Annotated in this window: 20 protein-coding genes; 11 read left to right on the top strand and 9 right to left on the bottom strand. The window is 43.0% G+C overall.

Translation table 11 applies throughout. The features are described 5' to 3' along the window. The first annotated feature begins 33 nt into the window (after positions 1–33). Positions 34–990, top strand: coding sequence for a methylenetetrahydrofolate reductase [NAD(P)H] (metF, locus tag MuYL_RS16850; RefSeq protein WP_094571672.1), 957 nt, complete (start codon positions 34–36; stop codon positions 988–990). A 102-nt stretch (positions 991–1,092) separates the two neighbouring features. Here metF and MuYL_RS16845 read toward each other — a convergent pair whose 3' ends face one another. Next, a complete protein-coding gene (locus MuYL_RS16845) occupies positions 1,093–3,171 on the bottom strand; it encodes a M13 family metallopeptidase (RefSeq protein WP_094571671.1) in 2,079 nt (692 codons plus the stop codon). A gap of 319 nt (positions 3,172–3,490) precedes the next feature. Here MuYL_RS16845 and MuYL_RS16840 point away from each other — a divergent pair, with 319 nt between their 5' ends. Then, entirely contained in the window at positions 3,491–6,160 is a 2,670-nt protein-coding gene (locus MuYL_RS16840; protein WP_094571670.1) for a valine--tRNA ligase, read from the top strand. Between the two features lie 110 nt (positions 6,161–6,270). Further along, entirely contained in the window at positions 6,271–8,088 is a 1,818-nt protein-coding gene (locus MuYL_RS16835) for an ATP-binding protein (protein ID WP_094571669.1), read from the top strand. Here MuYL_RS16835 and MuYL_RS16830 read toward each other — a convergent pair. Then, on the bottom strand, positions 8,073–8,531 hold the full coding sequence (locus MuYL_RS16830; protein WP_094571668.1) for a type I restriction enzyme HsdR N-terminal domain-containing protein: 459 nt from the start codon (positions 8,529–8,531) through the stop codon (positions 8,073–8,075). The two genes, MuYL_RS16835 and MuYL_RS16830, sit on opposite strands and share 16 nt — an antisense overlap. 163 nt (positions 8,532–8,694) lie before the next feature. On the opposite strand from MuYL_RS16830, the gene holA reads away from it, so the two are divergent. Further along, positions 8,695–9,717 (top strand): DNA polymerase III subunit delta, encoded by a 1,023-nt coding sequence (holA, locus tag MuYL_RS16825; protein ID WP_094571667.1) that lies wholly within the window; start codon positions 8,695–8,697, stop codon positions 9,715–9,717. Positions 9,718–9,860: 143 nt separating this feature from the next. Next, positions 9,861–10,325 (top strand): DUF6252 family protein, encoded by a 465-nt coding sequence (locus MuYL_RS16820; protein WP_094571666.1) that lies wholly within the window; start codon positions 9,861–9,863, stop codon positions 10,323–10,325. Between the two features lie 107 nt (positions 10,326–10,432). Here MuYL_RS16820 and MuYL_RS16815 read toward each other — a convergent pair whose 3' ends face one another. From MuYL_RS16815 to MuYL_RS16805, 3 genes are read right to left on the bottom strand one after another with little or no spacing between them, the layout of a single operon-like run. Then, complete coding sequence (locus MuYL_RS16815; protein WP_094571665.1) at positions 10,433–10,855, bottom strand: hypothetical protein; 423 nt, start codon at positions 10,853–10,855, stop codon at positions 10,433–10,435. A gap of 27 nt (positions 10,856–10,882) precedes the next feature. Next, positions 10,883–11,308 carry a hypothetical protein gene (locus MuYL_RS16810; RefSeq protein ID WP_094571664.1) on the bottom strand — a complete coding sequence of 142 codons (426 nt, stop codon included), beginning with the start codon at positions 11,306–11,308 and terminating at the stop codon, positions 10,883–10,885. A 54-nt stretch (positions 11,309–11,362) separates the two neighbouring features. Further along, positions 11,363–11,752, bottom strand: a complete 390-nt coding sequence (locus MuYL_RS16805; RefSeq protein ID WP_094571663.1) for a hypothetical protein — start codon at positions 11,750–11,752, stop codon at positions 11,363–11,365. Positions 11,753–12,155: 403 nt separating this feature from the next. On the opposite strand from MuYL_RS16805, the gene MuYL_RS16800 reads away from it, so the two are divergent. Next, on the top strand, positions 12,156–13,298 hold the full coding sequence (locus MuYL_RS16800) for a GAF domain-containing protein (RefSeq protein WP_094571662.1): 1,143 nt from the start codon (positions 12,156–12,158) through the stop codon (positions 13,296–13,298). A gap of 147 nt (positions 13,299–13,445) precedes the next feature. Here the strand turns inward: MuYL_RS16800 and MuYL_RS16795 are convergent, their stop codons facing one another. Next, positions 13,446–13,859 carry a helix-turn-helix domain-containing protein gene (locus tag MuYL_RS16795; RefSeq protein ID WP_094571661.1) on the bottom strand — a complete coding sequence of 138 codons (414 nt, stop codon included), beginning with the start codon at positions 13,857–13,859 and terminating at the stop codon, positions 13,446–13,448. 371 nt (positions 13,860–14,230) lie between these two features. Here MuYL_RS16795 and MuYL_RS16790 point away from each other — a divergent pair, with 371 nt between their 5' ends. From MuYL_RS16790 to MuYL_RS16775, 4 genes are read left to right on the top strand one after another with little or no spacing between them, the layout of a single operon-like run. Further along, a complete protein-coding gene (locus MuYL_RS16790; RefSeq protein WP_094572994.1) occupies positions 14,231–15,937 on the top strand; it encodes an FAD/NAD(P)-binding protein in 1,707 nt (568 codons plus the stop codon). Further along, entirely contained in the window at positions 15,934–16,491 is a 558-nt protein-coding gene (locus MuYL_RS16785) for a DUF1543 domain-containing protein (RefSeq protein WP_094571660.1), read from the top strand. Before MuYL_RS16790 ends, MuYL_RS16785 begins: the two co-directional genes overlap by 4 nt. Continuing rightward, positions 16,488–17,030, top strand: a complete 543-nt coding sequence (locus MuYL_RS16780; RefSeq protein ID WP_094571659.1) for a hypothetical protein — start codon at positions 16,488–16,490, stop codon at positions 17,028–17,030. Before MuYL_RS16785 ends, MuYL_RS16780 begins: the two co-directional genes overlap by 4 nt. Before the next feature lie 30 nt (positions 17,031–17,060). Further along, positions 17,061–18,128 (top strand): hypothetical protein, encoded by a 1,068-nt coding sequence (locus MuYL_RS16775; protein ID WP_094571658.1) that lies wholly within the window; start codon positions 17,061–17,063, stop codon positions 18,126–18,128. Positions 18,129–18,221: 93 nt separating this feature from the next. Here MuYL_RS16775 and MuYL_RS16770 read toward each other — a convergent pair whose 3' ends face one another. Both MuYL_RS16770 and MuYL_RS16765 read right to left on the bottom strand, forming a co-directional pair. Next, complete coding sequence (locus tag MuYL_RS16770; protein ID WP_094571657.1) at positions 18,222–19,238, bottom strand: 2-hydroxyacid dehydrogenase; 1,017 nt, start codon at positions 19,236–19,238, stop codon at positions 18,222–18,224. A gap of 280 nt (positions 19,239–19,518) precedes the next feature. Beyond that, positions 19,519–20,403: an ice-binding family protein gene (locus MuYL_RS16765; RefSeq protein WP_094571656.1), complete on the bottom strand. Its 885-nt coding sequence runs from the start codon at positions 20,401–20,403 to the stop codon at positions 19,519–19,521. 402 nt (positions 20,404–20,805) lie between these two features. Between MuYL_RS16765 and MuYL_RS16755 the strand changes: the two genes are divergently transcribed. Continuing rightward, positions 20,806–22,458, top strand: a complete 1,653-nt coding sequence (locus MuYL_RS16755) for an alpha-L-rhamnosidase-related protein (protein WP_094571654.1) — start codon at positions 20,806–20,808, stop codon at positions 22,456–22,458. Between the two features lie 55 nt (positions 22,459–22,513). On the opposite strand, the gene MuYL_RS16750 is transcribed toward MuYL_RS16755, so the two are convergent. Then, positions 22,514–24,346 carry a PAS domain-containing protein gene (locus MuYL_RS16750; protein ID WP_094571653.1) on the bottom strand — a complete coding sequence of 611 codons (1,833 nt, stop codon included), beginning with the start codon at positions 24,344–24,346 and terminating at the stop codon, positions 22,514–22,516. Positions 24,347–24,539 lie beyond the last annotated feature (193 nt).

Below are 24,539 nucleotides of genomic sequence, written 5' to 3'. Positions count from 1 at the left end.
CGCTATTAAATATTTGACCCGAACAGGATCACGATGAAGATAACCGAACATATTGCTAATGCAAAAGGCAAAACGCTTTTTTCTTTCGAATTGATACCGCCTTTAAAGGGCCACAGCATTCAGGGGCTGTATGATGCAATTGACCCGTTAATGGAGTTTAAGCCGCCATTTATTGACGTAACATCGCTGCGCGAGGATTTTATATACAAACAGCATGAAAGCGGTTTGCTGGAGAAATTGAGCTACCGCAAGCGCCCGGGCACTATTGCTATTTGTGCAGCTATAATGAACAAGTATAAGGTTGATACCGTGCCCCACCTGTTATGCGGCGGTTTCACAAAAGACGAAACCGAAAACGGCCTTATCGACCTGGAGTTTTTAGGGATAGAAAATGTGCTGGTACTGCGCGGTGACGCGCGGATGGGGGATGCGTCGTTTGTGCCTAATCCCAACGGCCACAGCTACGCCACCGACTTGTTGGGCCAGGTGGTGAATATGAACAATGGCATCTACCTGCATGATAACAGCGGAGAAAATTTGAAAACAAATTTCTGCATCGGTGTTGCCGGTTATCCCGAAAAGCATTTTGAGGCGCCGAACCTGAAATCAGACTTTAAATACCTTAAACAAAAGGTAGATATGGGTGCCGGGTTTATTGTTACCCAAATGTTTTTTGATAACCAGAAATACTTTGACTTTGTGAACAACTGCCGGGCTAACGGTATTAACGTACCTATTATCCCCGGTTTAAAACCCATCACCACCTCGAAGCAATTAGTCAACCTTTCAAAAACCTTCCATATTGATATGCCTGATGACCTGTGCGACCTGATCCACGACTGCAAATCAGAAAAGGATGTAAAAGATGCCGGTATTGAGTGGATGATCAACCAGTGCAAGGAGTTGATGGCTTTTGGCGTTCCTGTATTGCACTTTTATACCATGAGCAACGCCGGACCTACCAGGAGAATTGCGGAAGCGATTTTTTAGAAAAGCTTTAAAATAAACTCGGGCAAATGCACCGTGGGTATTGTTATAAACATAAAGGCCCGCTGAACAGCGGGCCTTTATGTTTATGCATGAATTTAAAACCTACCAAACCCTAGTCCTGTCTTCCGGCTTTTTATACAACTTATCGCCCGGTTTAACCTTAAAGGCCTTGTACCATGCATCTATGTTTGTTAGCGGCGCTATGGTGCGGTACTGCTCCGGTGAGTGCGGGTCTGTCAGGATGCGTTGTGCAGCGGCTTCGGGGCGTTGCGAGCTCCTCCAAACCTGTGCCCAGGAAAGGAAAAAGCGCTGATCAGGTGTAAAGCCGTCAATTTTTTTATCTGACTTACCTTCTTTAGTTTTCTTAAAAGCTGCATAAGCCACGTTTAATCCGCCAAGGTCGGCCAGGTTTTCACCAAGGGTGAGTTTGCCATTCACGTGGATGGTATCAACCACCGTAAATCCTTTATATTGTGCCACTACCTGGTCGGCACGGGATTTAAACTTGTCAGCATCATCTTTTGTCCACCAATCGCGTAATGTACCATCTGCATCATACTGGCGGCCCTGGTCGTCAAAACCATGGGTCATTTCGTGGCCGATCACCGCGCCGATACCGCCGTAATTTACAGCGTCATCTGCACCAAAATCAAAAAATGGGAACTGCAGGATCCCCGCAGGGAAAACAATTTCGTTATTTGTCGGGCTGTAGTAAGCATTAACCGTTGGCGGGCTCATTCCCCAGCGGGTTTTGTCAACAGGTTTACCTAATTGGCTAACGTTATAATTATACCTCCATTGGGCTATCCTGCGCAGGTTGCCGGCATAATCGCCCCTTTCAATCACTAAGCCATCATAAGCCTGCCATTTATCGGGGTAGCCTATTTTAACAGTGAATGCTGCCAGTTTTTTTAAGGCGCGGGCCTTTGTTTCGGCACTCATCCAGGTTAGGTTTTGAATGCGTTCGCCAAGCGTTACTTTAAGGTTATTCACCAGGTTTGCCATATATTGTTTGGCTGCTGGCGTAAAATATTTTTCTACATACAATTGTCCCAGTAACTCACCGAGGCTGCCGTCAACCAGGCCCGAAATGCGTTCATCGCGTGGTGCCTGTACTTTTTGCCCGCTTAAGGCGCTGCTAAAATTAAAACTTGCATTAACAAATGGAGAGCTGAGCGCTGACGCGGAACCTTTTAAAACGTTCCATTGCAGGTAAACCTTCCAATCGGTAACCGGGGTTGCAGCCAACTGGGCGTCCAAAGCTTTATAATAATCGGGTGCCGAGACGATAACAGTATCCTGTCCGTTAATTTTCATCAGTGGCATCAGTTGTGCCCAGTTAAGATGCGGGGTGATCTTGCCGAAATCATTTACGGACAATTTGTTATACGTTTTATTAGGATCGCGCATGGCAACCCGGCTTAGCTGTGCTTTGGCAATGGCGGTTTCAATAGTAAATATCGTTTCTGCATTTTTTGCCGCCTCTGCATCGCTTGTGCCGGTCAGCTTAAATAAAGTTATAATATACCGCTTATAGGCAGCCTGGATCTTTTTTGTGCGCTCATCCGATTTTAAATAATTGTCGCGGTCAGGTAAGCTGGTGCCGCCCTGCCCAAAGCTCAGGATATTTACGTTTGGATGTTTGGAATCCTGGCCTACGCCAAAACCAAACAAGGGGCTACCCACGCCATTGCTACGTTCATAAACGGCTTCTTTAATTACGCCGTCAAGGTCAGTTATTTTTGTAACGCGCTCCAGGTCGGGTTTTATAGGGTCGTAGCCGCGCTGTTCAATGGCCAGGCTGTCCATCCCGCTTGCATACAAGTCGCCAACACGTTGTTTAAGGCTGCCCTTTGGCTGTCCCCCCGTTTTACTTACATTGTTTAATATTCCCAGCAGCCTGTCAGTGTTTTCCTGGTGAAGAATACTGAAACTTCCCCACCGTGTTTCTTTGGCCGGGATAGCGTTGTTTTTTACCCAGTTGCCATCGGCATATTCAAAAAAATCATCACCGGGTTTAACAGCGAGATCCATATTGGCCGGGTCGATATATTTTTTGAGGTTTAAGGAAAGGTCGGGAGCTTTTGGTTTATCCTTTGTTTTTATGCCAACCTGCGCAAAAGCGGCTGATGACAGGCATAACATCCCCATCAGCATAAAATTCTTTATGTTTTGTTTCATATCAGTTACTAAAAACTAAAGTTAACAAATTCAGGATGAAGCCTGCAAGCACAGGCAGCACAGGATGTTAGCGGTTAAACCACTTAACAAGGAAAGAAGACTTCGCTCTTTTAAGCATTTCAAGCAAAAAGCGGGGTAATGCCACTGTTTTCATACCAATTGAGGAGGCTTTATGATATAACTTTTTAATTGTAAAAATATTGTGGCAGGAAAAATTGTCGATAGTGCATGGGTATAGTTTATTTTTTTTTCACTACGGTCCCTGGACTATCGACTATCGACTGAAAAAACCATGAACTATTATTAAATTTGCACCCTTATGAATATTGCTAAAACATACCTGCCCCAGGAAGCCGAAGAAAAATGGTACAGTTACTGGTTAAAACACGACTTTTTTAAATCGGTACCTGATGAACGCGAGCCATACACAATAGTAATCCCGCCGCCAAATGTTACCGGCGTGCTGCACATGGGGCATATGTTGAACAATACCATACAGGATGTACTGATCCGCCGTGCAAGAATGAGCGGAAAAAACGCCTGCTGGGTACCCGGTACTGACCACGCCAGTATTGCTACCGAAGCAAAAGTAGTGGCCATGCTGAAGGAGCGCGGCATCAGCAAAAAGGACCTTACCCGTACCGAATTTTTGGCCTACGCCTGGGAGTGGAAAGAGAAATATGGCGGTATTATACTGGAGCAGCTAAAAAAATTGGGCGCATCCTGTGATTGGGACCGTACGCGGTTTACCATGGAAGATGATCTTTCAGATGCGGTTATTGAAACCTTTATTCATTTTTATAAAAAGGGCCTTATTTACCGCGGCGTTAGAATGGTGAACTGGGACCCGCAGGGGAAAACTGCGGTAAGCGATGAAGAAGTTATCAGAAAAGAGGTTAATCAGAAGCTATATTATATAAGGTATCCGTTATTAGGAACGCAAACGGCTAAATCAGCAAATCATAAAGGAGAAGATTTAGACTATGTTGTTGTTGCTACAACCCGCCCGGAAACAATAATGGCTGACGCAGCAATTTGCGTTAATCCAAATGATCCAAGATATCTTAATTTACATGGCCGTCAAGTTCGCATTCCGTTAATTGATAAGGCAATTAATATCATTACCGATGAGTACGTAACCATGGATTTTGGTACCGGCTGTTTAAAAGTAACGCCTGCGCATGATTTGAATGATTATGAGCTGGGCCAGAAACATAACCTGCCGGTTATTGATATCTTAAATGATGACGGAACGCTTAACGAAAAGGCACAGATCCTGGTAGGCGAAGACCGTTTTATAGCACGTAAAAAAATAGCCGCTTTGCTGGAAGCTGATGGCTGCCTGGATAAAATTGAAGAGTACAAGTCGCAGGTAGGGTTTTCAGAACGAACCGACGCTGTAATTGAACCTAAGCTTTCCATGCAGTGGTTTTGCAAAATGGAAGAGATGGCGAAACCAGCGCTTGATTATGTATTAAAAGGCGAGATAAAACTGATTCCCGATAAATTTGTAAACACCTACCGCCATTGGATGGAGAATGTAAGGGACTGGAACATCAGCCGGCAGCTTTGGTGGGGGCAGCAGATCCCCGCGTGGTATTTACCAAACGGGCAGTTTGTGATTGCAAAAACCCGTGAAGAGGCTTTTGAAGAAGCCAAACTACTCACCAATAACGGCTTACCGCTCACTCCTGAAGACTTAAAACAGGACGAGGACGTACTTGATACCTGGTTCTCCTCATGGTTGTGGCCTATTTCGGTATTTGACGGGTTTAAGGATCCGAATAATGCAGATATCAACTATTATTACCCAACCAATGATTTGGTTACCGCGCCTGAGATCCTCTTCTTCTGGGTAGCCAGGATGATAATGGCGGGACATGAATTCAGAGGCCAGGCGCCGTTTAAAAACGTGTACCTTACCGGGATAGTTAGGGACAAGCTTGGGCGTAAGATGTCAAAGTCATTGGGTAACTCACCTGATCCACTCAGTCTGATTGAAAAATTTGGAGCAGATGGCGTTAGGGTAGGCATGCTGCTGTGTTCACCAGCCGGTAACGATTTAATGTTTGACGAAAGCTATTGCGAGCAGGGACGTAATTTTGCCAACAAGATCTGGAACGCATTTAAACTGATCAAAGGATGGGAGGTTGATGAGAACCTAAAGAACGAAAACCAGGTTGCTATTGATTGGTTTGACAGCAGATTTAACCAGGCTTTAACGGAAATTGAAAGCAATTTTGAGCAGTTCCGCCTTTCAGAGGCATTAATGGCTACCTATAAACTGGTATGGGACGACTTTTGTGCCTGGTACCTTGAAATGATAAAGCCGGTTTACCAGCATCCCATTGACAGGGAAACTTATACCAGCACCGTTGCTTTTTTTGAAAATATTTTAAGGATTCTGCACCCGTTTATGCCCTTTATTACCGAGGAGCTATGGCATGATGAACTGTTTGGCGCAAGGGCTGAACTGGATTGCTGCATTGTTGCCCAATTACCAAAATATGGGCAATATAATACACGCCTTTTGGATGATATTGAAATTGTAAAGCAGATTATTACACAGGTTAGGAATATTCGTAACTCAAAACAAATATCACCGAAAGAAAAGCTGGAACTTTCTGTAAAAGCAAACTCGGGGGTCGATTACAAGCAGTACGAATTAATTATTACGAAACTTGGCAATATCGGTACATTTGACCTGGTTACTGACAAAGTGCCCCAGGCTGCAGGCTTTATGATCTCAACTGATGAGTTTTACGTTCCATTGAGTGAAACAATTGATCCTGTTGAGGAGTGTGCAAAACTGCAAAAAGAAAAGGATTATCTGCTTGGATTTTTAAAGGCAGTTAACTCAAAGTTAGGAAATGAGCGCTTTATGGCCAATGCGAAACCGGAGGTTATTGAAGTAGAACTGAAGAAGAAAGCCGATTCGGAGGCTAAATTAAAGATCATTGAAGAAGGGCTTTCGGCTTTGGCTTGTTAGTTGTATTGGTACTTGCGATAAATTTATGATGAGCAGGGGGTATAAATTTTTACCGCCCCCTTTTATAACTTATTATTAAATTAACTTTAACAAGTAAGTGCCGATATTCAATGAGTAAGAACGCAGGTTTTTTTAACTTTTCTATCCGGAACATAATTTCGGAAGATCAGTCAATTCTTATACAGGCGAGGATCCGTTTACTTTACTTTGGTTTTTTTATAGTATTTGCCGCAGTTGCCGGTTTATTTTTCAGCGTTTATCTTCAACACCTTCGTCTGCTTACCGCTACTTCGGGCTTTACGCTGTTGGGTGTGGTAGTTTTATTTAAATACCTTACCTATAAGCCGCAATGGCGTCAAATCTCCCATATCTTATTGTTTATAGCCACTTTCATTAATTTGAGCAACGTATTTGTTGTGATACAAAAGGTTGATATTATAACCATACAAATGATATTGCTGGTGGTTATATTCAGCTATTATATGCTGGGGCATGGCTGGGGATTGTTTTATTCGCTGCTGAATATTATCCCGGTAATGGTGTTTTATGTTTTGGACTATAACGAAAGTTACTTTATTGCCTTCAGACCTGAAAATATTGATCAGGCAACTATTATCATTAGCATGTTTGCTAATTTTATAATTATTGTTTTTATCCACAGCCACTTTTACACCGCATTTTTTAAAAATATAAGACAACTGGAGCAAACCAGCCAACGCCAAACCATACTGAACAGTGAATTAGAACTGGCAATTGATAAAGCCGAAAAATCGTCGCAAATCAAATCAGAGTTTTTGGCAACCATGTCGCACGAGATCCGCACGCCACTGAACGCCATTGTGGGGATGAGTAACCTGATGATTATGGCCCATCCGAGAGATGATCAAAAGGAGAATCTTAAGGTACTTAAATCATCTGCAAATAACCTGCAGTCTATAGTAAACGATGTGCTGGATTTTAATAAAATAGAAGCCGGTAAAGTAATATTTGAGCAGGTGAAATTTAACCTTGTTGACCTGTTGCAAAATATTTGCGGGGCACAACAGCGAAAGGCAGAGGATAAAGGAATTACGTTTGAGCTAAAAATAGATCCGATACTGAATGACAGGGTGCTGCTGGGCGACCCCACACGCTTAACACAGATATTATTGAACCTGGTGAGTAACGCTATAAAATTTACCAGGCAGGGTAATGTATATGTTAAAGCTTTTTGCAATGAGGATCGCGACAATAAAATGAGTATATCCTTTATAGTAAGGGATACTGGTATTGGGATTGATAAAAACAACCTTCAATTTATTTTTGAGCCATTTACGCAGGAGTCTATAACCAATACCCGTCAATATGGGGGAACAGGGATGGGGCTGGCCATTGTAAAGCGCTTGCTCGAATTACAGGGTGCACATATTGCGGTATCGAGCAAGATAGGCGAGGGGTCGGAGTTTTCATTCAGAATGGATTTTGGCAAATCATCGGCAAGTATTGCTGAGATTGGTGAAAAACATCCGTTGTTGCAAAATACAGAGGCTTTAAATACGCTTAAGGTGCTGATTGCCGAAGATAACCCTGTAAATGTATTGCTGATGAAAAAATTGCTCTCGAAATGGAAAATATTGCCGGTGATAGCTGAAAACGGGGAATCGGTGGTGGCTGTTTATGAGAAGGGCAGCTTCGACATTATTTTGATGGATCTGCAGATGCCGGTGATGAACGGATTTGATGCCGCTATGGCGATAAGGAAACTGCCGAATGCTGAAAAAGCAAAAGTACCCATTATAGCACTTTCAGCGACTACGTTACCGGATATTGAGGAGCAGATTTTTAAGGCGGGAATGAACGATTATGTTTCAAAGCCGTTTAAGCCCGAAGAGTTAATGGAAAAGGTACAAAACCTTGTTTTTTCTTTTGCTGCTCACAGCTCATTATAAAAGGGTAATTCGTTAATAAATTGATAATTGCGGGTGTTAAAATCAATGCGGCAAAAGTAGTGTTGCAGCCCGTTGCTGACAGCAAGCAGGTTTACTTTGTGAACCATATTGTACCGGGCAACCTGATCGAACGTTTTTTGATCAATTGTTACTGACGGTGCCTTACACTCTACCAATAATATTTTCTCGCCGGCTGAATTGTAAACCACAACGTCTGTACGTTTGGCCATGCCATGCAGTTTATGGCCGCCTTCGAGCTTTATAAGTGATTTTGGGTATTTTTTTTGGTTGATGAGGTATTGTACAAAATGCTGACGCACCCATTCTTCGGGGGTGATGACGATTTCCCTTTTCCTGATTATATCGAACAACGTTAACTGGCCGTTCAGGTTGGTTATTTTAAAAGGATAGGGTGGGAGGTTAAGCGACAGCAACAGATCCATGATGCGAAAATGAAGAATTTATGGGTGTTAACCTAATGTTTAATTGTGATTAGTGAGTGGCTGATGAGGTGAGTGGTTGAACGCGGGAAGGACTGGTTAACTATAGTATTTCAACTATTCAGCACTCACCACTCACCAAAAATACTTAATTTGCGCACTGAAAATGACGGCGACCGATATTATAAAAGATCTTAAGAATAAAAAGTTTAAACCGCTGTACCTGCTGCACGGCGAAGAGCCTTATTTTATTGACCTTGTGGGTGAGTATGTGGAGCGTAAACTCCTTTCGGAAGCGGAAAAGGGCTTTAATCAAACAGTTTTATACGGGAAAGATACCGACATTATGACCGTGCTTAATGCTTCAAAACGGTACCCCATGATGGCCGATTACCAGGTTGTGCTGGTAAAAGAGGCGCAGGATATGAAGTGGGGTAGTGACGATACTGATAAAAAGGGAATGAACCCTTTATTAAGCTACCTGGAAAACCCGCTGCCAAGCACCATCCTGGTTTTTTGTTATAAGTATGGTAAGTTTGATAAGCGCAAAAAAACCTATAAAGCCATTGAAAAAAACGGGCTTATCTTTGAATCGGCAGCGTTGTATGACAGTAAGATCCCTGCATGGATTGAAGGTTTTATAGCTGATAAAGGGTACAAGATCAACCAGCAGGCATCGCTGATGCTTTCTGAATATTTAGGTAACGACCTGTCGAAGATCTCGAACGAACTGGAGAAGCTTATGCTGAACGTACAGGCAGGGCAGGAGATCACCCTAAAACATATTCACGATAATATTGGCATTAGTAAAGAATACAATGTATTTGAGCTGCAGGCAGCGCTGGGCCGCAAGGATGCTTTAAAGGCCAACCAGATCATTAATTATTTTGAGGCAAATCCAAAGGCCAATCCGATAGTACTGGTTTTAGGCAATTTGAACAATTATTTCAGCAAGGTGCTTACTTACCATTATGTTAAGGATAAATCGCCCCAGAATTTGGCGCGCGAACTGGGCATCAGCCCATATTTTATAAAAGACTATGAGCAGGCTGCACGCAGTTACAACTACGCCAAAACCATGCAGATCATCAGCTACCTGCGCGAGTACGACCTGAAAAGCAAGGGGGTGGATTCAAACACCGGCCACGGCGGTTTGATGAAAGAGCTGGTGTTTAAGATTTTGCATTAATAAATTTCCTTTCCTTATAATCCGCTCGCGTGCTAAAGTTTAAGGGTTGTGCAAAATATCTGTTTATTTCGTAGCGGGAATTTTTATTTCAGATTTGAAGATGGGTTTTAATAATAAATTAAATTCTATTTATATATTGCAGCATGTATCACAAATTAAATAACCTTAAATCAATACTGCTGTTAACAGTATTTTTGGCTTTGGTTGCAGCCTCATGCAAAAAAAGCAATACCAACCCGCAAAATTCCGTGGGAATCTCGCTGAAGCTTAACGGTGTGGCCAAAACATCAAGTGTTGTATTGGCCGATTATATCAAAAGCGAAAGCACGCTGCAGGTTATGGGCAAATTCGGTAATTCAGGAGTGTCATTAATGATTAACAATATCAAAACAGGAACTTTTGACGTTGCGAATGGTGATGTAATTGCTACCTATTCAAACACAACTAATTTTGATGATACTTACATTGGGTTAAGCGGCAAGGTTGTGATAACATCGTTCACCAGCGATATGGTGTCCGGAACCTTTGATTTTACAGGAAATACGCCCGACAGCAGAACAGGAACTATTACTGAAGGGAAATTTACAGCTAAGTTGCTGGTTCAATAAAAACCGTAAAAACTTGAGTGAGTTATACTAAAATATACTAAAATAGAAATGTCGTGCTGGTTACAGCCCGACATTTCTATTTTTAGGGAGTTGCTGGTTGCCGGCCATCAGGCCTTGGCTACAAACTTATCTATCCCTACTCTTACTTTATCATTTGGCTCGCCTTCCATTTCAAAGTAAAGGGTTACTTTTCCGTCTTTGCCTTCAATCGTCATGGTGAAGGTTTTTTCCTGTCCGTCGCGGTCTGTCGAGGCTTTGATAACGGTTTTCCCTTCTTTAAAGGGCACTTTCCAGTCGCAGGTGGTTGATTTAATAATGCCGGCAATTTTATGCTCGCCGTTAATAGATACGTCAACGGTTGTTTTACTGATCTCGATCATTGCGCTTTCATCTTCGCTGCGGGTAAGTTTGCCGTCAGCATCCAGGTGATCCGTTTTTGATGAGTTGAGCACAACACTTTTGTCGCATTGTGCAAAGGTTGCTGTGCCTATGGCTACCAGCAGCCCAAGGGTTAAAATTATCTTTTTCATTGTGCTTTATACATTAATTACAGTGGTTTATGCCTTTTCCTCAAACTTATCAATGTAAACGCGCACCCTGTCGCCGGGTTCGCCTTCCATTTCAAACAGAAGGGTAATCTTGCCACCCTTGCCCTCAATGGTAATAGTTACTTTTTTCTCTTCGCCATTTTCATTGCTCATTTTTAAATGCATAACACTTTTGCCTTCTTTAAAAGGGGCGATCCAGTTACATGTATTTTCTACAATTGTGCCGGTCATTTTATGGCCTTCATTTACGTTGATATCAACCGTGGTTTTGGTTATATTAATTTGTGCTGTTTCGTCAACCGTGCGGGTAACTGCGCCGGCTTCATCTAAGTGATCTGTTTTTGATGAATTAAGCACAACACTTTTGTCGCATTGTGCAAAGCTTGCTGTGCCTATGGCTGCCAGGAGCCCAAGTGTTAAAATTATCTTTTTCATGATTTATGGTTAGTTGTTGGTTTAAGTTTTTAGCTGATTTTTCTGTTGTGTTAGTTACTTCCCTTTTAAGACATTGCTGATGCCATTGCACATATTTTTAATGCGCAGGTAGGATGCAGTGGAGTTTTTGTGCTTATTTATTCTTATGCGCAATTCGCCCGGCGACTCCTTTACATAAAAATTGGTTTGATCGGCCAGGGTAGTGTTCACATCAAAGTAGTCATGCGATGAACGGAAGAGGGAGTTGGGCCTGATGCTGTGGTTAATGTAATCCTGTACCCTGCCGGTAGCAGCTTCGCTAAATGAAGCTGTGTAGGTGTAGGCATCATCTGTTTCGGCCACTGCGATAGTGATGTCATCGTTGTTTCGGGTAAATTTTGCCCAGCCTATAAAAAGGCTGAGTGTAACCAGGCAGGCCGCGGCTATAAAAAAGCTTGTTTTCATTTTGTTGAGTTTAGGATTAATGATGTTATTGACAGTTTTAAGTTAATGGTGTTATTCCTGTTCGGAGTGCTTTTTTAATAATATGTAACAAAGATATATGTTTAGTACAGTAATATGCAATACATAGTTCTGTTTATTTTTCATTTTTCTTTTAAATACTTGTAAATGAGGTTTATAAATTTATCTTGTTACTTTTTTATTAGTGGTAAACTTATCAATAAGGCGGTCAGTGTAGTTGATTTAGGAAAACCTGAATGTACTTGCAGCTAGCTTTCTATAATTATTGTCATTTTGTTGGATTACTTTATTAAACACTAAACCAAATTATGTGTTGTAACGTATACCCATTAAATGGCAATTTGACATTTAATATGCTGTTGTCACGGAAAACTACCCTAACTAGATGATTGTTGAAGAAAAAGCTTTACCTGAGGTTGCCCGTTTTATAGAGTCTGATCTTGAAAGTGATCCCGAATTATCGGAAATTGTTGAGCTTGCTTCTGCTGTAACTTACTCGCCTTACGCATTGATTATACTACAGTATAACGAAACTTTACATTTAAAAGTTAGAAAAGGTATCGATCTGCTCCAGATTTCGGCTGAAAACAGCTTATGTGCCAGTTTACTGGCGCAGGATGGATTAATGATGGTTAGTGATACCCTGGCCGATGAGCGTTTTGTAAATAATGCCAACGTATCGGATGGGCTGGGGATCCGTTTTTTTGCCGGCGTACCTCTGGTTATGCGGGACGGGCAAAGTTTTGGGGTGCTTGCAGTTTATGATGTGGCACCCAAGGCGCTTGATGATCACCAGCAACTGGTTTTAAAGATACTCGCCAGTCAGACCATGAAGGTACTCGAGCTTAAGTCGCGCGTTTATGAACTGCAAAAAAAGCAGCTGGAGCTGGAAGAACAAAAACAATTTAACAACGATGCGTCTATCCGCCTCCGCTCTTTTTTTGAAAGCTCCAACAACTTTCATGTATTACTTGGGAAAAGCGGCGAAGTGATTGATTTTAATAAAACCGCGGTGGCTTTTATCAGCCGGGTTCATAACGCTGTGCTGCAACGGGACGACCAGTTTGTTAAATACCTGCACCCTGCCTTTGTAAGCACCTTTTTAACCCGTTACAATGAAGCGCTGGAGGGAAGCAAATCGTTTGAAGAAGGATCGACAGATTACGACGATATTGGCACCATCTGGTGGGAAGCTGCTTTTGAAGCTGCGAGGAATGATGATGATGAAATTATCGGGGTATCGTACCTGATCCGTAATGTAACCGAACGAAAGCTTAAAGAGCAGAAAATAGTTGAGCAGAATAAATCGTTGTTAAAAATAGCCCATATCCAGGCACATGAGTTCAGGGCACCGCTCACCTCTATTATGGGCTTGATGGGCCTGATAAAAGGAGAAAATTATGAGGCTCCGCGCGAGTACCTGGAATTGCTGGATGACGCGGTGAATGCGCTTGATGATAAGATAAAGTCAATTGTTGCTGATATAGACAATACCATCATCAATCCTTACATCGCTCATTATCAATAGTTAGTATTTATATTGATCAGAAGATCGATTGTGTTATGGGAATCCGGTAAGCGCAGCACTTGGGGGGCTGCTCATTAATCTAAGTTCCAATTTGGAAGGTGCAGTGAAGGAGATTTATTAATTTTTATTTAAGCGGGATTTAGGGGGCTACACGGATCCGTATTTATCATTGTCAACGTAATCTTTCATTGCAAGTTCCCTGTATTTATCAAGTAGTGCTAAATATTTATCCATCCAGTAGTAAACTGAATCTTCATCGGTTTTGTCCGGAGCGTGGGCTCGTTTTTTTTCGGGTTGTTTGGGTTTCATTTCCTTTATCCCGGGTATTTCTTTGGAGAAATCATACCCTATTATCTTACCTGTTTTTATAAGATTTTCATAATCCATCGTCTCCGATTCAAACCAATTATACAACGTACGGCGGCTTATCTTAAGTGTTCGTGCTATACTGCTGATACTTTTATGCTCATCACGGATAACTTTTTCTAAAAGTTGCCCATGGTGTATAAAATGAACTTCGCTATTCCCGGCAGGGGTGCTTTTATTGGACAAGGTTCTCATATTCAACAGGCTAATTTTAAACCATCAATGCTATTAACCAGAAAACAAAATTTTACCGTAATAGTTTTTAATTGTGAGTTTTTGTAAAATTCCGGGTGTAAAATTTAGGTTAGTCATATCCGCAATTTTATCTAAATATATAAAAAATGCTTCAATAGATGCGATCATGTAAAATTTATTTTAGCTGAACTTTTGCTATTTATTGCCAGCACTTTATATTGGCATCCAGGTAAAATGCCTGGAACGGACGGCATGTTTGAACAGGCGGACGTGCGACGCCTGCGCTGAAGCTCAAATTTATCCCCTCCCAAAACACTTACCCGCAATCTTTGTTGAATTACAATCCTCATAAAAATAAGCCTGAATATAACTTGGAAAATAAGAAACACATAGCAATCATTGGCGGAGGGCCCAGCGGCCTGTTCATGTTTAAGCGGCTGGTGGAATCTGGCAGAACAGACCTTGCCATCACGATATTTGAGCGTAAAAAGAAGTTGGGCGCTGGCATGCCCTACAGTGCTGAAGGCGCAAATGACGAGCATATTACCAATGTATCCGGCAATGAGATCCCGCTGCTGGTTACGCCGCTTGCCCGGTGGATAAAAAACGTACCGAAAGACACGCTGGACAAATTCCACATCGACCCAAAACGTTTTAACGAATATAAAGTATTGCCGCGCCTGCTGTTCGGCCAATACCTTACCGCCCAGTTCGACCTGCTGCAAAAGCTGGCCCGGGAAAAAGGCATAGATTATGAGATCCGTTACGACAGCAACGTAACGGACCTGATCGATCACCCGGAGAAGGAAATAGTCACGGTTGAAATAGCTGGCAACGAACGTTTTGAGTTTGACCAACTGATCATTTGTACCGGGCACAACTGGCCGCACAAGTACGAGGGCATAGTGCCCAATTATTTTGATTCGCCTTACCCGCCAATAAAACTGGCGCTGCAGCTGGACCACCCGGTAGCTATTAAAGGCTCCTCGCTTACCGCTGTAGATGCCATCCGTACGCTCTCGCGGCATAACGGGACCTATGAAAAAAAAGAAAATGGTATCCTGTCCTATAAGCTTTCAGAGCAGAGCCCAAACTTTAAAATGGTGTTGCATACCCGTAACGGGATGCTGCCAGCGGTACGGTTTCATTTGGACGATTCCCATTTATCGAACAACTCGCTGCTGAGCAAAGAAGAGATAGCGGCGCACATTGCTGCCAACCAGGGCTTTTTATCGCTGGATTATATTTTTGAAAGAGATTTTAAGGCCCCGATCCGCGAAAAGCAACCTGAATTTTACGAACGCATTAAACACCTAAAGCTGGAAGAATTTGTTGCCGCCATGATGGAGCTGCGGGAGCGCCTGGATCCATTTCAGTTGCTCAAAGCAGAATATGCCGAAGCAGAAAAATCCATCAGGCGCAGGGAATCGGTTTACTGGAAAGAAATGCTGGGCGTATTGAGCTTCGCGCTGAACTATCCTGCCAAGCATCTGTCTGCCGAGGATATGCAAAGGCTGCAAAAATCACTGTCGCCGCTCATTTCTATTGTAATCGCCTATATTCCGCAAAGTTCGAGCGAAGAATTACTGGCACTGCACCAGGCGGGCGTGTTGGACCTGGTGCCGGTTGGAGATGACAGCCGGGTTGAACCATCGCCCGAAGGTGGCGCCGTTTACCATTATACCGATGAAGGCGGAACCGAGCAAGCTGTGCATTTCAATACTTTTATAGATTGTGTAGGTCAGCCGCATTTAGCCTTCGAGGAATTTCCGTTTAAAAGCTTACTTACCGCGAGGACCATTACCCCCGCGCGGCTTAAATTTCGCTCGGCCGAAGAAGGGGAAAAGGCAATGGCCGAAGGAAAAGACGTGACCCGCGATCAACACGGGGACTACTATTTAAAGGTTTCGGGTATCACCATTAACGACCATTTCCAGGTGGTTGACGCGTACGGCGCTTTTAATAACCGGATCTATATCATGGCGGTTCCGTATATTGGCGGCTATAATCCCGATTACTCCGGGTTGGATTTTAGCGAGGAAGCTTCATCCACCATTATTAAGCGACTGTCAGCATGAAATTGTATTTGTTATTATTAGGTGCCGAAGCGCCGGGACGAAATATTGAGCAGCATGATTATTTCTTCGGAATTGCGAATGAGCTGAAGGACCTGGTACCCGACCTGAGAGCCTTTTGGCCCGAAGCAGGTACCACCCTGCATGTGGACGGCTGGCGCGAAGTGGCTAAAGTTGACAATTTTTCGGTGAAGGTAGTTTTGCAGGACGATGAGATCCCGCCATCGGCAAACAAATTATTTTTCCTGAACCTTGGCGGCTACACCACCGACAAACTGGAAGAGCAACACTATATCGTACTTACCGTGCAGCAAACCCGTGCACTGGCCGTACAGGAATCCAAAAAAAGCTTGTTCTTTAAAACCAATTCGCTAAAAGGTATTGCTACAGCGCACATTGATGAAAAATATGGTGTGGATGTAGATAATATCCATCAAATAGAAGACCTGCTTTCACCAACTTTCAAAGAAAAATATCGGATTGTTATTGGCGACGGCACAGCGCTACCGGATGACGAGGTTCATTTAGGTTATTTTAAGCTGGACAAACTTAAATGACGCCTGCCGAACAATTAACCCATTGGGTGAAGAAGAAATATGAGGGCAGGTTACTAAAAAGCACATACAAACCCTATTTCATCCATTTACAGTTCGTGGCTGAACAAGCCGGAAAGGCTACTAACCTGGGCTACGAGATCGGCCTTTGTCATGATATTTTTGAAGATCTCGCTATTACGCCGGGGGAATTAATTGCAACGCTGATTGGCTTTGGATACGCGGATAGCGAAGCCGGCCATATTGCCGCCTGCGTACAGGAACTCACAGATTTTTTTACAGCCGCTGCCTATCCAGGTTTGGGCAAAAAGGAACGCAAAGAACGCGAAGCTGCACGGCTGGCGACGATCAGCCCGGCCGCGCAAACCGTTAAATATTGCGACCTGATATACAATATTGACTGGGTAATGCAATATGACCGCGAACACGCAAAGAAATACCTGAAGCGGAAACAACAGCTGGTAATTGATATGGTAAAAGGCGATGAGAGCTTACGTCAGAAGGCACTGCAGCTGATTTGGAATTCGTTGGGGGAAATATAATATGTATGATAAAGGTTATAAATTAGCACAATGAACTTGAAAACCCTCCTTATCACCATATTATTATTGCCTACACTTGCAAAAGCACAAATCCCGGATACGCTGGCAAAAAAAATAACCATTAACGGTTTCTGCCTTTGTAAAACTACACTGTCAGATCTAAAACAGGCAAACACCGATTTAAAACAAGTTGACGTGGAGGAAATGGACCTTGCCAAAGGTTGCTATGGGCAGGATTCACGATATGTAGCCGGCACTGGTTATAGTTCTGGCAAACAACCCGGCCTTATCTTTCAAAAAGACCAGGAATCAAACTACGTGAGCAAGATCAGGTTAACCAGGCAATTTAAAGGGCGTTTGCCCGATGGGCAAGTTATTGATTTAAGCAACCTGCTTTTAAAAGATTTAATAAAATTATATCCTCAACTTAAAGATAAATGGGGATCAAGGGGTTGTTCCGGGTACTGGAATTTCTCAAATGATACCATTTCTTTTTATGTTAAAATCGATCCAAATAAAAAGCCACAATTCCCAATTGATGAGGCTTATTATATGAACAAGCCTGTTCAGGCGGTTGATTTAATGATGTCGTGCTACAGCCTTAAAAAAGACATGCCGGAAATTGTTTTTGAAGAGAGTGCTACCGACCCGGTTTTTTTTATTGATAGCGTAAGAGTTAATAAACACGTATTACAGAATTACAGGCCTGAGGAAATTGCTTCGGTTACCGTATATAAAGATTCAAGTGCGATAAAAAGAATGGGACCAGCAGCAAAAAACGGGCTCATCTATATCGAAACCAAAGACTTCGCCAAAAATAAGTACTGGAATTATTTTAAGTCGAAATCAGATCAATATGGCAAACTTGTACCTACCGTTGAAAGTGATGTACATATCCAGTACATACTTAACAAAAGGGTACTGAAAGAAAACTATGAAGGCGACCTTGCAGCAATTAACAATACAATTTTTAAAGGGTTACAGATAATAACAAAGCAGCAGTTAATAAAAGATTATGGTGTTACCGATAAGGAGTTTGGCGTTATTATAACATCTGAAATTCCCGCTAATTTGCATAACGGTAAAAATAAGTTCTGATAAAATCAATCATCCGCATATCCTAAAACACAACAACCATTCTGCTTGTCTCTAAATAAAAAACTGCTCTGCTTTGCCGGGCGGCATCGCCAATTAAATTTGTACAATCAGCGCGTCGTCAGGTGTTAGCCCTTTGCTTAATTTATGAATGCTGGCCAGTGTTGTTTCGGCAATCTGCGACAGCGCATCTTCGGTAAAAAAGGCCTGGTGGCCGGTAACCAGCACATTTGGGAAACTCAGCAGCCGCTGTATGGTGTCGTCTTCAATGATACTTCCTGAAAGGTCTTTAAAAAACAAGCGTTCCTCCTGCTCGTAAACATCGATGCCAAGGTTAGCCAGTCGGCCCGTTTTTAAAGCTCCGATAACAGCGTGAGTATCAATCAGCGCTCCCCGGCTGGTGTTAATCAAAGTGGCTCCCTGTTTCATTTTGCCGAGGCTGTCCTGGTTAATCAAATAACGGTTATCGGGTGTAAGCGGGCAATGCAGCGATAGGATATCTGCCTGCCGCAGCACATCGTCAAAGGTGGTATATTGTACACCGGCAGCAACCATTTCCTCATCCTTAAACAGGTCGAATGCCAGTACTTTGCACCCAAAGCCCAGCATAATTTTACAGAAGGCCTTCCCGATTCGCCCGGTACCTATAACCCCCACTGTTTTTCCATGCAGGTTAAAACCTAAAAGTCCGTTGAGCGAAAAGTTTTGTTCCCTTACCCGGTTATAGGCTTTGTGGGTTTTGCGGACGAGCGTTAACAGCATAGCTACCGCATGTTCTGCCACCGCTTCGGGCGAATACGCCGGCACGCGGCACACCGTTATCCCGTACTTTTTTGCCGCTTCCAGCTGTACATTATTAAACCCGGCACAGCGCAATGCAATTACCTTTGCACCTTTGGCTGCCAATATTGCTATTACTTCGGTTGTCAGCTTGTCGTTTACAAACACACAAACTGCAAAGGTACCCTGGTCAACCGCATTAACAATGTGCGGGCCGAGGTGTGTTTCCAAGTACTCCAGCTCAAAGCCATAACTGGCATTATGCTGGTTAAACGAGGCGATATCATAAGGCTTTGCCGAAAAGAAAAGGACTTTTACAGGTGATGCTGACATGCGGGTAAAGGTAAGGGAAAATGCCGCAATATGGGCTGGATATGCGCAATGATTGGGTGTTTGGCACATTCCGAGTCGTTATGTTAAGCCGGTTGCGTGAACATCGCGCGCAGATTTACTCACCCGGTCGACGCTTCGCTGGACCTGCCGTCCCTTTGCTGCGCACAAGGAGGGCTAAAAAGCTTAACATTATATACACATAAACAAAAAACGCCGCGAAATAATATTTCACGGCGTTTTTTGTTTAAGATCCTTCCTGGTATAATACCCCGAAATATGATTAAGGGTGAACAGTATTAGCAATTAATGTAACTGCTGTTTGCGCCAATAATTTGCCGGTAACTTTAGCGCCCGTATTGAGCGAGATCAGCGTTTTACTCAGGATATTGCCGCTGAAATTAACAGTTGTTCCGAGCGTAGCTTTACCTGACACTACCCAAAAGATATTTTTAGCTTGTGCACCGCCCTTTAAGGTAATAGTAGCACCGTTATTAACCGTAAGGTTTTGCGCAATCTGGAACACCCACACATCATTTGGTCCGCCGCTTAATACAACGCCTACGTTGGTTATTAAAACGCCTGTGCTCCATTTATACAACCCCGGATGTAAAGTCTGGCCGCTGATGTTTCCTGCATACTTTTGAACAATAGGTGCAGGGAAGATCAAACCATTTGCTGTAGTAAATGCGGTTTTCATATCACTAACAGCTGTGGTCATTTTTGAAGGGGTAGGTGGCGCGTAGTTGGGCCCGTAAACTTTCCCGGTTACAATAGGTGTTGCAGAGAACTGGTTAGTGGCATCCATTACCAGTCCAAATCCGGTTATGGCCGTTGAGGATATGGGGCTCACGCCAATATCGCCTTTAATGGCCGTAACCCCGGTAGTGGAGATCCCCGTTTCACTTAATATGGTAAAATTACCGGCAGTTCTGAGGTTTAACGGTGCCGGACTAATGGAGCTGCTTGCATTAACTGCGGTTGCGCTTAATGCCTGGTTTGCCGATAACGACACATCGGGCGAAGGGTTTGAACTTTCTTTATTACACGCTGTTGTAAGCACAAAAAGCAGCAATACGATAGAACAAACGGGAACCAGTACTTTAAAATTGCTCCGGGCATGAAATCCCTGGATGCTGTTTTCAATTAAATGGCGATTTTTACTCATGATTTAATGATTTAAAGAACGGTGAATTTTTGAAGGTTTAGCCTCCTGGTGAATCCTATCCATTACAAAGCGGGTGCCTTCATTGAATTTACAGTTGTTGCCAATCCTATTTACATCTGGGTTTACACGTCCCCTTTTGCTGTCACAACGCCTGCTGGTTGATATCAGGACGTATTCTTTAAGGGAATAATTTAATTTAAACAAAATATAATTTATAATTGGGTGAAAAATGTAAGCTATATTTAAAAATGACTATGCTTAGTTTAATGGACTAAACTGTAGTCGTTTAACTAAAATTGTACGTTTGACACTAATAAATGAAGTTTGGCGCTGCAAAAACAACCTGCCTCAACCCCAAATCTTCGTATATTGCCTTGCCAGCCACCAATACACATCAACCTCATGACATTAACCAGATCCCGCATTTACACATCCCTGCTATTAACCGGCTTTATCGCCCTTGCCACGCAAACAAATGCCCAGGACATTTACGCAGCTCAACGGCAATCCTGGCTCAAAAAGGCAGCGCGATATAAGCCGGTATTAACGGAAACCATCAAACATCCCGCCGGCATGGTTAAGCTGGAAAAGGATGCCGCAGCATTCCAAGGCTGGAAAATGGTGCCTGCGGGAGGTGTTGAACAATTTTACAACACGCCCATTAGTCAAAAAAACACCGGCATGATAGTCGATTTTGGCGAGCACCTGACGGGCTACTGTACTTTTACCCTAAAAACCCTGCAGGGCGATATGGATGCGCCGCTGCGCTTAAAGCTCACATTCGGCGAGGTGCCTGCTGAACTGGCGACTCCTTTCGACCCGTATCCCGGTGGCTTAAGCCGCGCCTGGCTGCAGGATGAAACGGTTACTGTTTCAGTTTTGCCGGCAACCATCACTATTCAACGGAGGGTAGCGTTCAGGTATGTAAAGATCGAATGGCTGGGCTCGGGCGGTTACGGGTTGGGGTTTACAGATCTGCAATTTAAGGCATATACCTCGGCTACGGCAACGCCGCCGGAGCTGTCAGCAACAACCTCGCCCATCATAAAAGATATTGACCGCGTTGGCCTGGCCACACTTAAAGAGTGCATGCAAACCGTTTATGAGGACGGCCCCAAGCGCGACCGCCGCTTATGGATTGGCGACACGTATTTGGAGTCGCTGGCTAACTTGTATTCCTTTAAAAACGATGGGCTGACAAAGCGCTGTTTGTATTTATTGGCCGGCCTGTCCAACGAAGACGGCATCCTTAACGCCGATGTATTTGAACTGCCCGAACCGCATCCGCAAAAAACTCACTTATTGGATTATTGCTTCCTGTTCAATGTGGCCCTTAAGGAATATGTTGCCGCAACCGGCGACAAACAGACCGGGCTCGACCTGTGGCCAGTCGCTAAAAAACAGCTCGACATTGCCAAAATGTACGCCGGTGCCGATGGCATGATGGACTATGTAAAAGCCGGAAAGGAGTGGTGGGTGTTTTTTGACTGGAAGGACGGGCTGGATAAACAGGCGCCGTTACAGGGCATCACTATTTACACCCTTAACCAAACTTATGCGTTGGCCAAATTATTGGGTAAGGAAAATGAGGTGGCAGAGATTCCTGCGATGGCAAAAAAATTAAAGGAAGCTGCCCATAAAAACCTGTACGACAAAGCAACCGGGCTGTTTGTGAGTGGCCCAAACAGGCAAGTATCCTACGGCGGACAAGCGTGGATGATCCTGAGCGGCGTAGCATCGAAAGCTGAGGCGCAAAAGGCTTTAAAAGTATTACCAACCTTTATAGACGCGGTGCGTCCCGGAGCGCCCTATATGTACCATTATTATATTGCGGCGCTGATTGAAAGCGGTTTAAAAGCCGAAGCAAAAGCAGCGCTAATTGACTATTGGGGTGGCATGGTAAAAAAAGGTGCGGATGCGTTTTGGGAAGTGTATGATCCAGCCGACGAGTTTAAATCCCCCTATAACTTTTTCCCGGTTAACAGTTATTGCCACGCCTGGAGTTGTACACCGGTGTACTTCATCAGGAAATATCCGGAGATTTTTCAGCAGTAAGCGGCTGAACTGTAAGAACGTGTAAATTTATACGGCTTTGCTGACTATCATTTCATCATAACTGCTTAGGCTTTATTTCCTCAGCATTTTCAACGATCTCTAATATTATGGCATCTAACTTAATAGCCGCAGTTAGCAAATAATTTAACAGCTCATCTTTTTCCGACTCGGTTAATACTTCATTTTTTAAAACATTCATTAACCCCAATATATTAGCAACATGAGGCCGCGCTAGGTGCGATTGCTTCCATGCTACTGCCCTTAATTTTTCATTTTGCTCCTCTATAGCTTTGGAATGAATCAGCCGCTCGGTAATGTCCTTAAAATATACCGACAAGCCGTTTTTAGATGGGTAAACCGTTACATCAAACCATCTGTTTACAGCCGGGCTTAACGTTTCAAATGATTGTACAGTTTTTTCTCTAAACGCCCTTTTGTAATACACATAAGTAGCCCGTCCTGGTAAATCGGGATATATTTCTCTCAGGTCCCGGCCAATAATTTCTTCGCGGGGCTTATTCAGAATAATTTCCGCCTTTTTATTCCAATAGTTTACTACCCAATTTTTGTCTATCGCAAAAAAACCATCGCCAATGCTTTCCAGTATGTCATTTCTTTCTTTGTAAGAGCTGGTTAATTTTTGTTCTGCTAATTTTTGTTCTGTAACATCCCGCTCAATAGCAATCCACTGGGTAAACCACCCGTTTTCGTTTGCTATGGGTGTAACAGAAATATTTATCCAAAATTCCTCACCACTCTTTTTATAATTGATAATTGTGATCTCGCACGATTGCCATTTACGCATCGCCTCGCCAAGCCGGGCCAGCTCAGCCCGATCACTTTTTGGCCCCTGCAGAATTCTTGGCGATTTACCCACAACCTCGGTGGCTGTATATCCTGTCATTTTAGTAAATGCGTTATTCACGTATATGATACGTGGCCCCGGCTCATCAACTGGCTCAGCTTCGGTTATCAAAACCGAATCGTTGGTATTGGTAATTACCGATTCCAACAATTTTAGCTGCCGTTCTTCATTTTTCAATTCGGTAATATCATGAACCGACCCTATCAACTGTACACAATTATCATATTGGTTTAAAATGGGTGTAACAGTTACTTCCCCAATTTTAGTGCCTGTAGGGTATGATGTAGTTTCGGTCCATGTAACCTTTTCTTTACTACTTATTGCTTGTTTATACTTAGACACCGCTAGGGTTAACGATGGTTCGGGAATAATATATTCAATATATTTTCCTGTAACTTCGCTTTCCTGAATACCTGTGATATCAGTAAACGCTTTATTGACAGACATAAATTTAAAACGATCGTCTGCTTCGACGCTAATCACAAAAATTACATCTTTAACATTGTTATAGATAAGAGACAACTGCTGTTGGCTATGTAACAGCTTTTGTTCGTTATCTTTTATCTTCTGTAAACCAGCTTCCTTTTCGGTAACATCGTTACACACAACCATCATGCAGTCCTTGCCGGCATAATTGATTGCGTAGCCCGAAACCTCGGCTTTAATAATCGTGTTATCTTTTTTCAAATGCTCATACACCCCAAACTGGTATGCCCTATCTTTATCAACAAGCTCTTTAAGTATCTTATTAATCTCTTCAATATCTTTTTTTGGCCTATAATCATGTATGGTCATGCTTAAAAATTCGGCCCTGCTATATCCATAATGTAAAATGGCTATTTCATTTACGTCAAGTATTTTATAGCTGGATAACTCATATATAAGCATTGGCAACGGGCTCTTGTCAAACAGCACACGGTATTGCAAGTCGTATTTCTTAGCTTTTCCACGCTCATTGGTTGGTTCTGAGCCGCCCACCCCATCCTTATTTTTTTGTAAAGAAGTATCAATTCTTTTTGACATAATGTTATACTAACCTTAGGAAAGGCGAATAAATTTACGAATGAGCGTTTTAAAAATGACAAAAAATGAATTTTATTTTGAAATTGAACTTTGTTATTTCTTTTATGATTGTTCAGAAACGCACAAGACTTTTGACCATGGCGTTAGCTTCATTTTTTGTAAACATTACCGGTGGAACCTGCGCCGTTTACCA

Origin of the sequence: Mucilaginibacter xinganensis, from assembly GCF_002257585.1 — a bacterium.
GTDB classification, from domain to species: Bacteria; Bacteroidota; Bacteroidia; order Sphingobacteriales; family Sphingobacteriaceae; genus Mucilaginibacter; species Mucilaginibacter xinganensis.
This window is presented reverse-complemented; position numbering and strand designations above follow the sequence as displayed.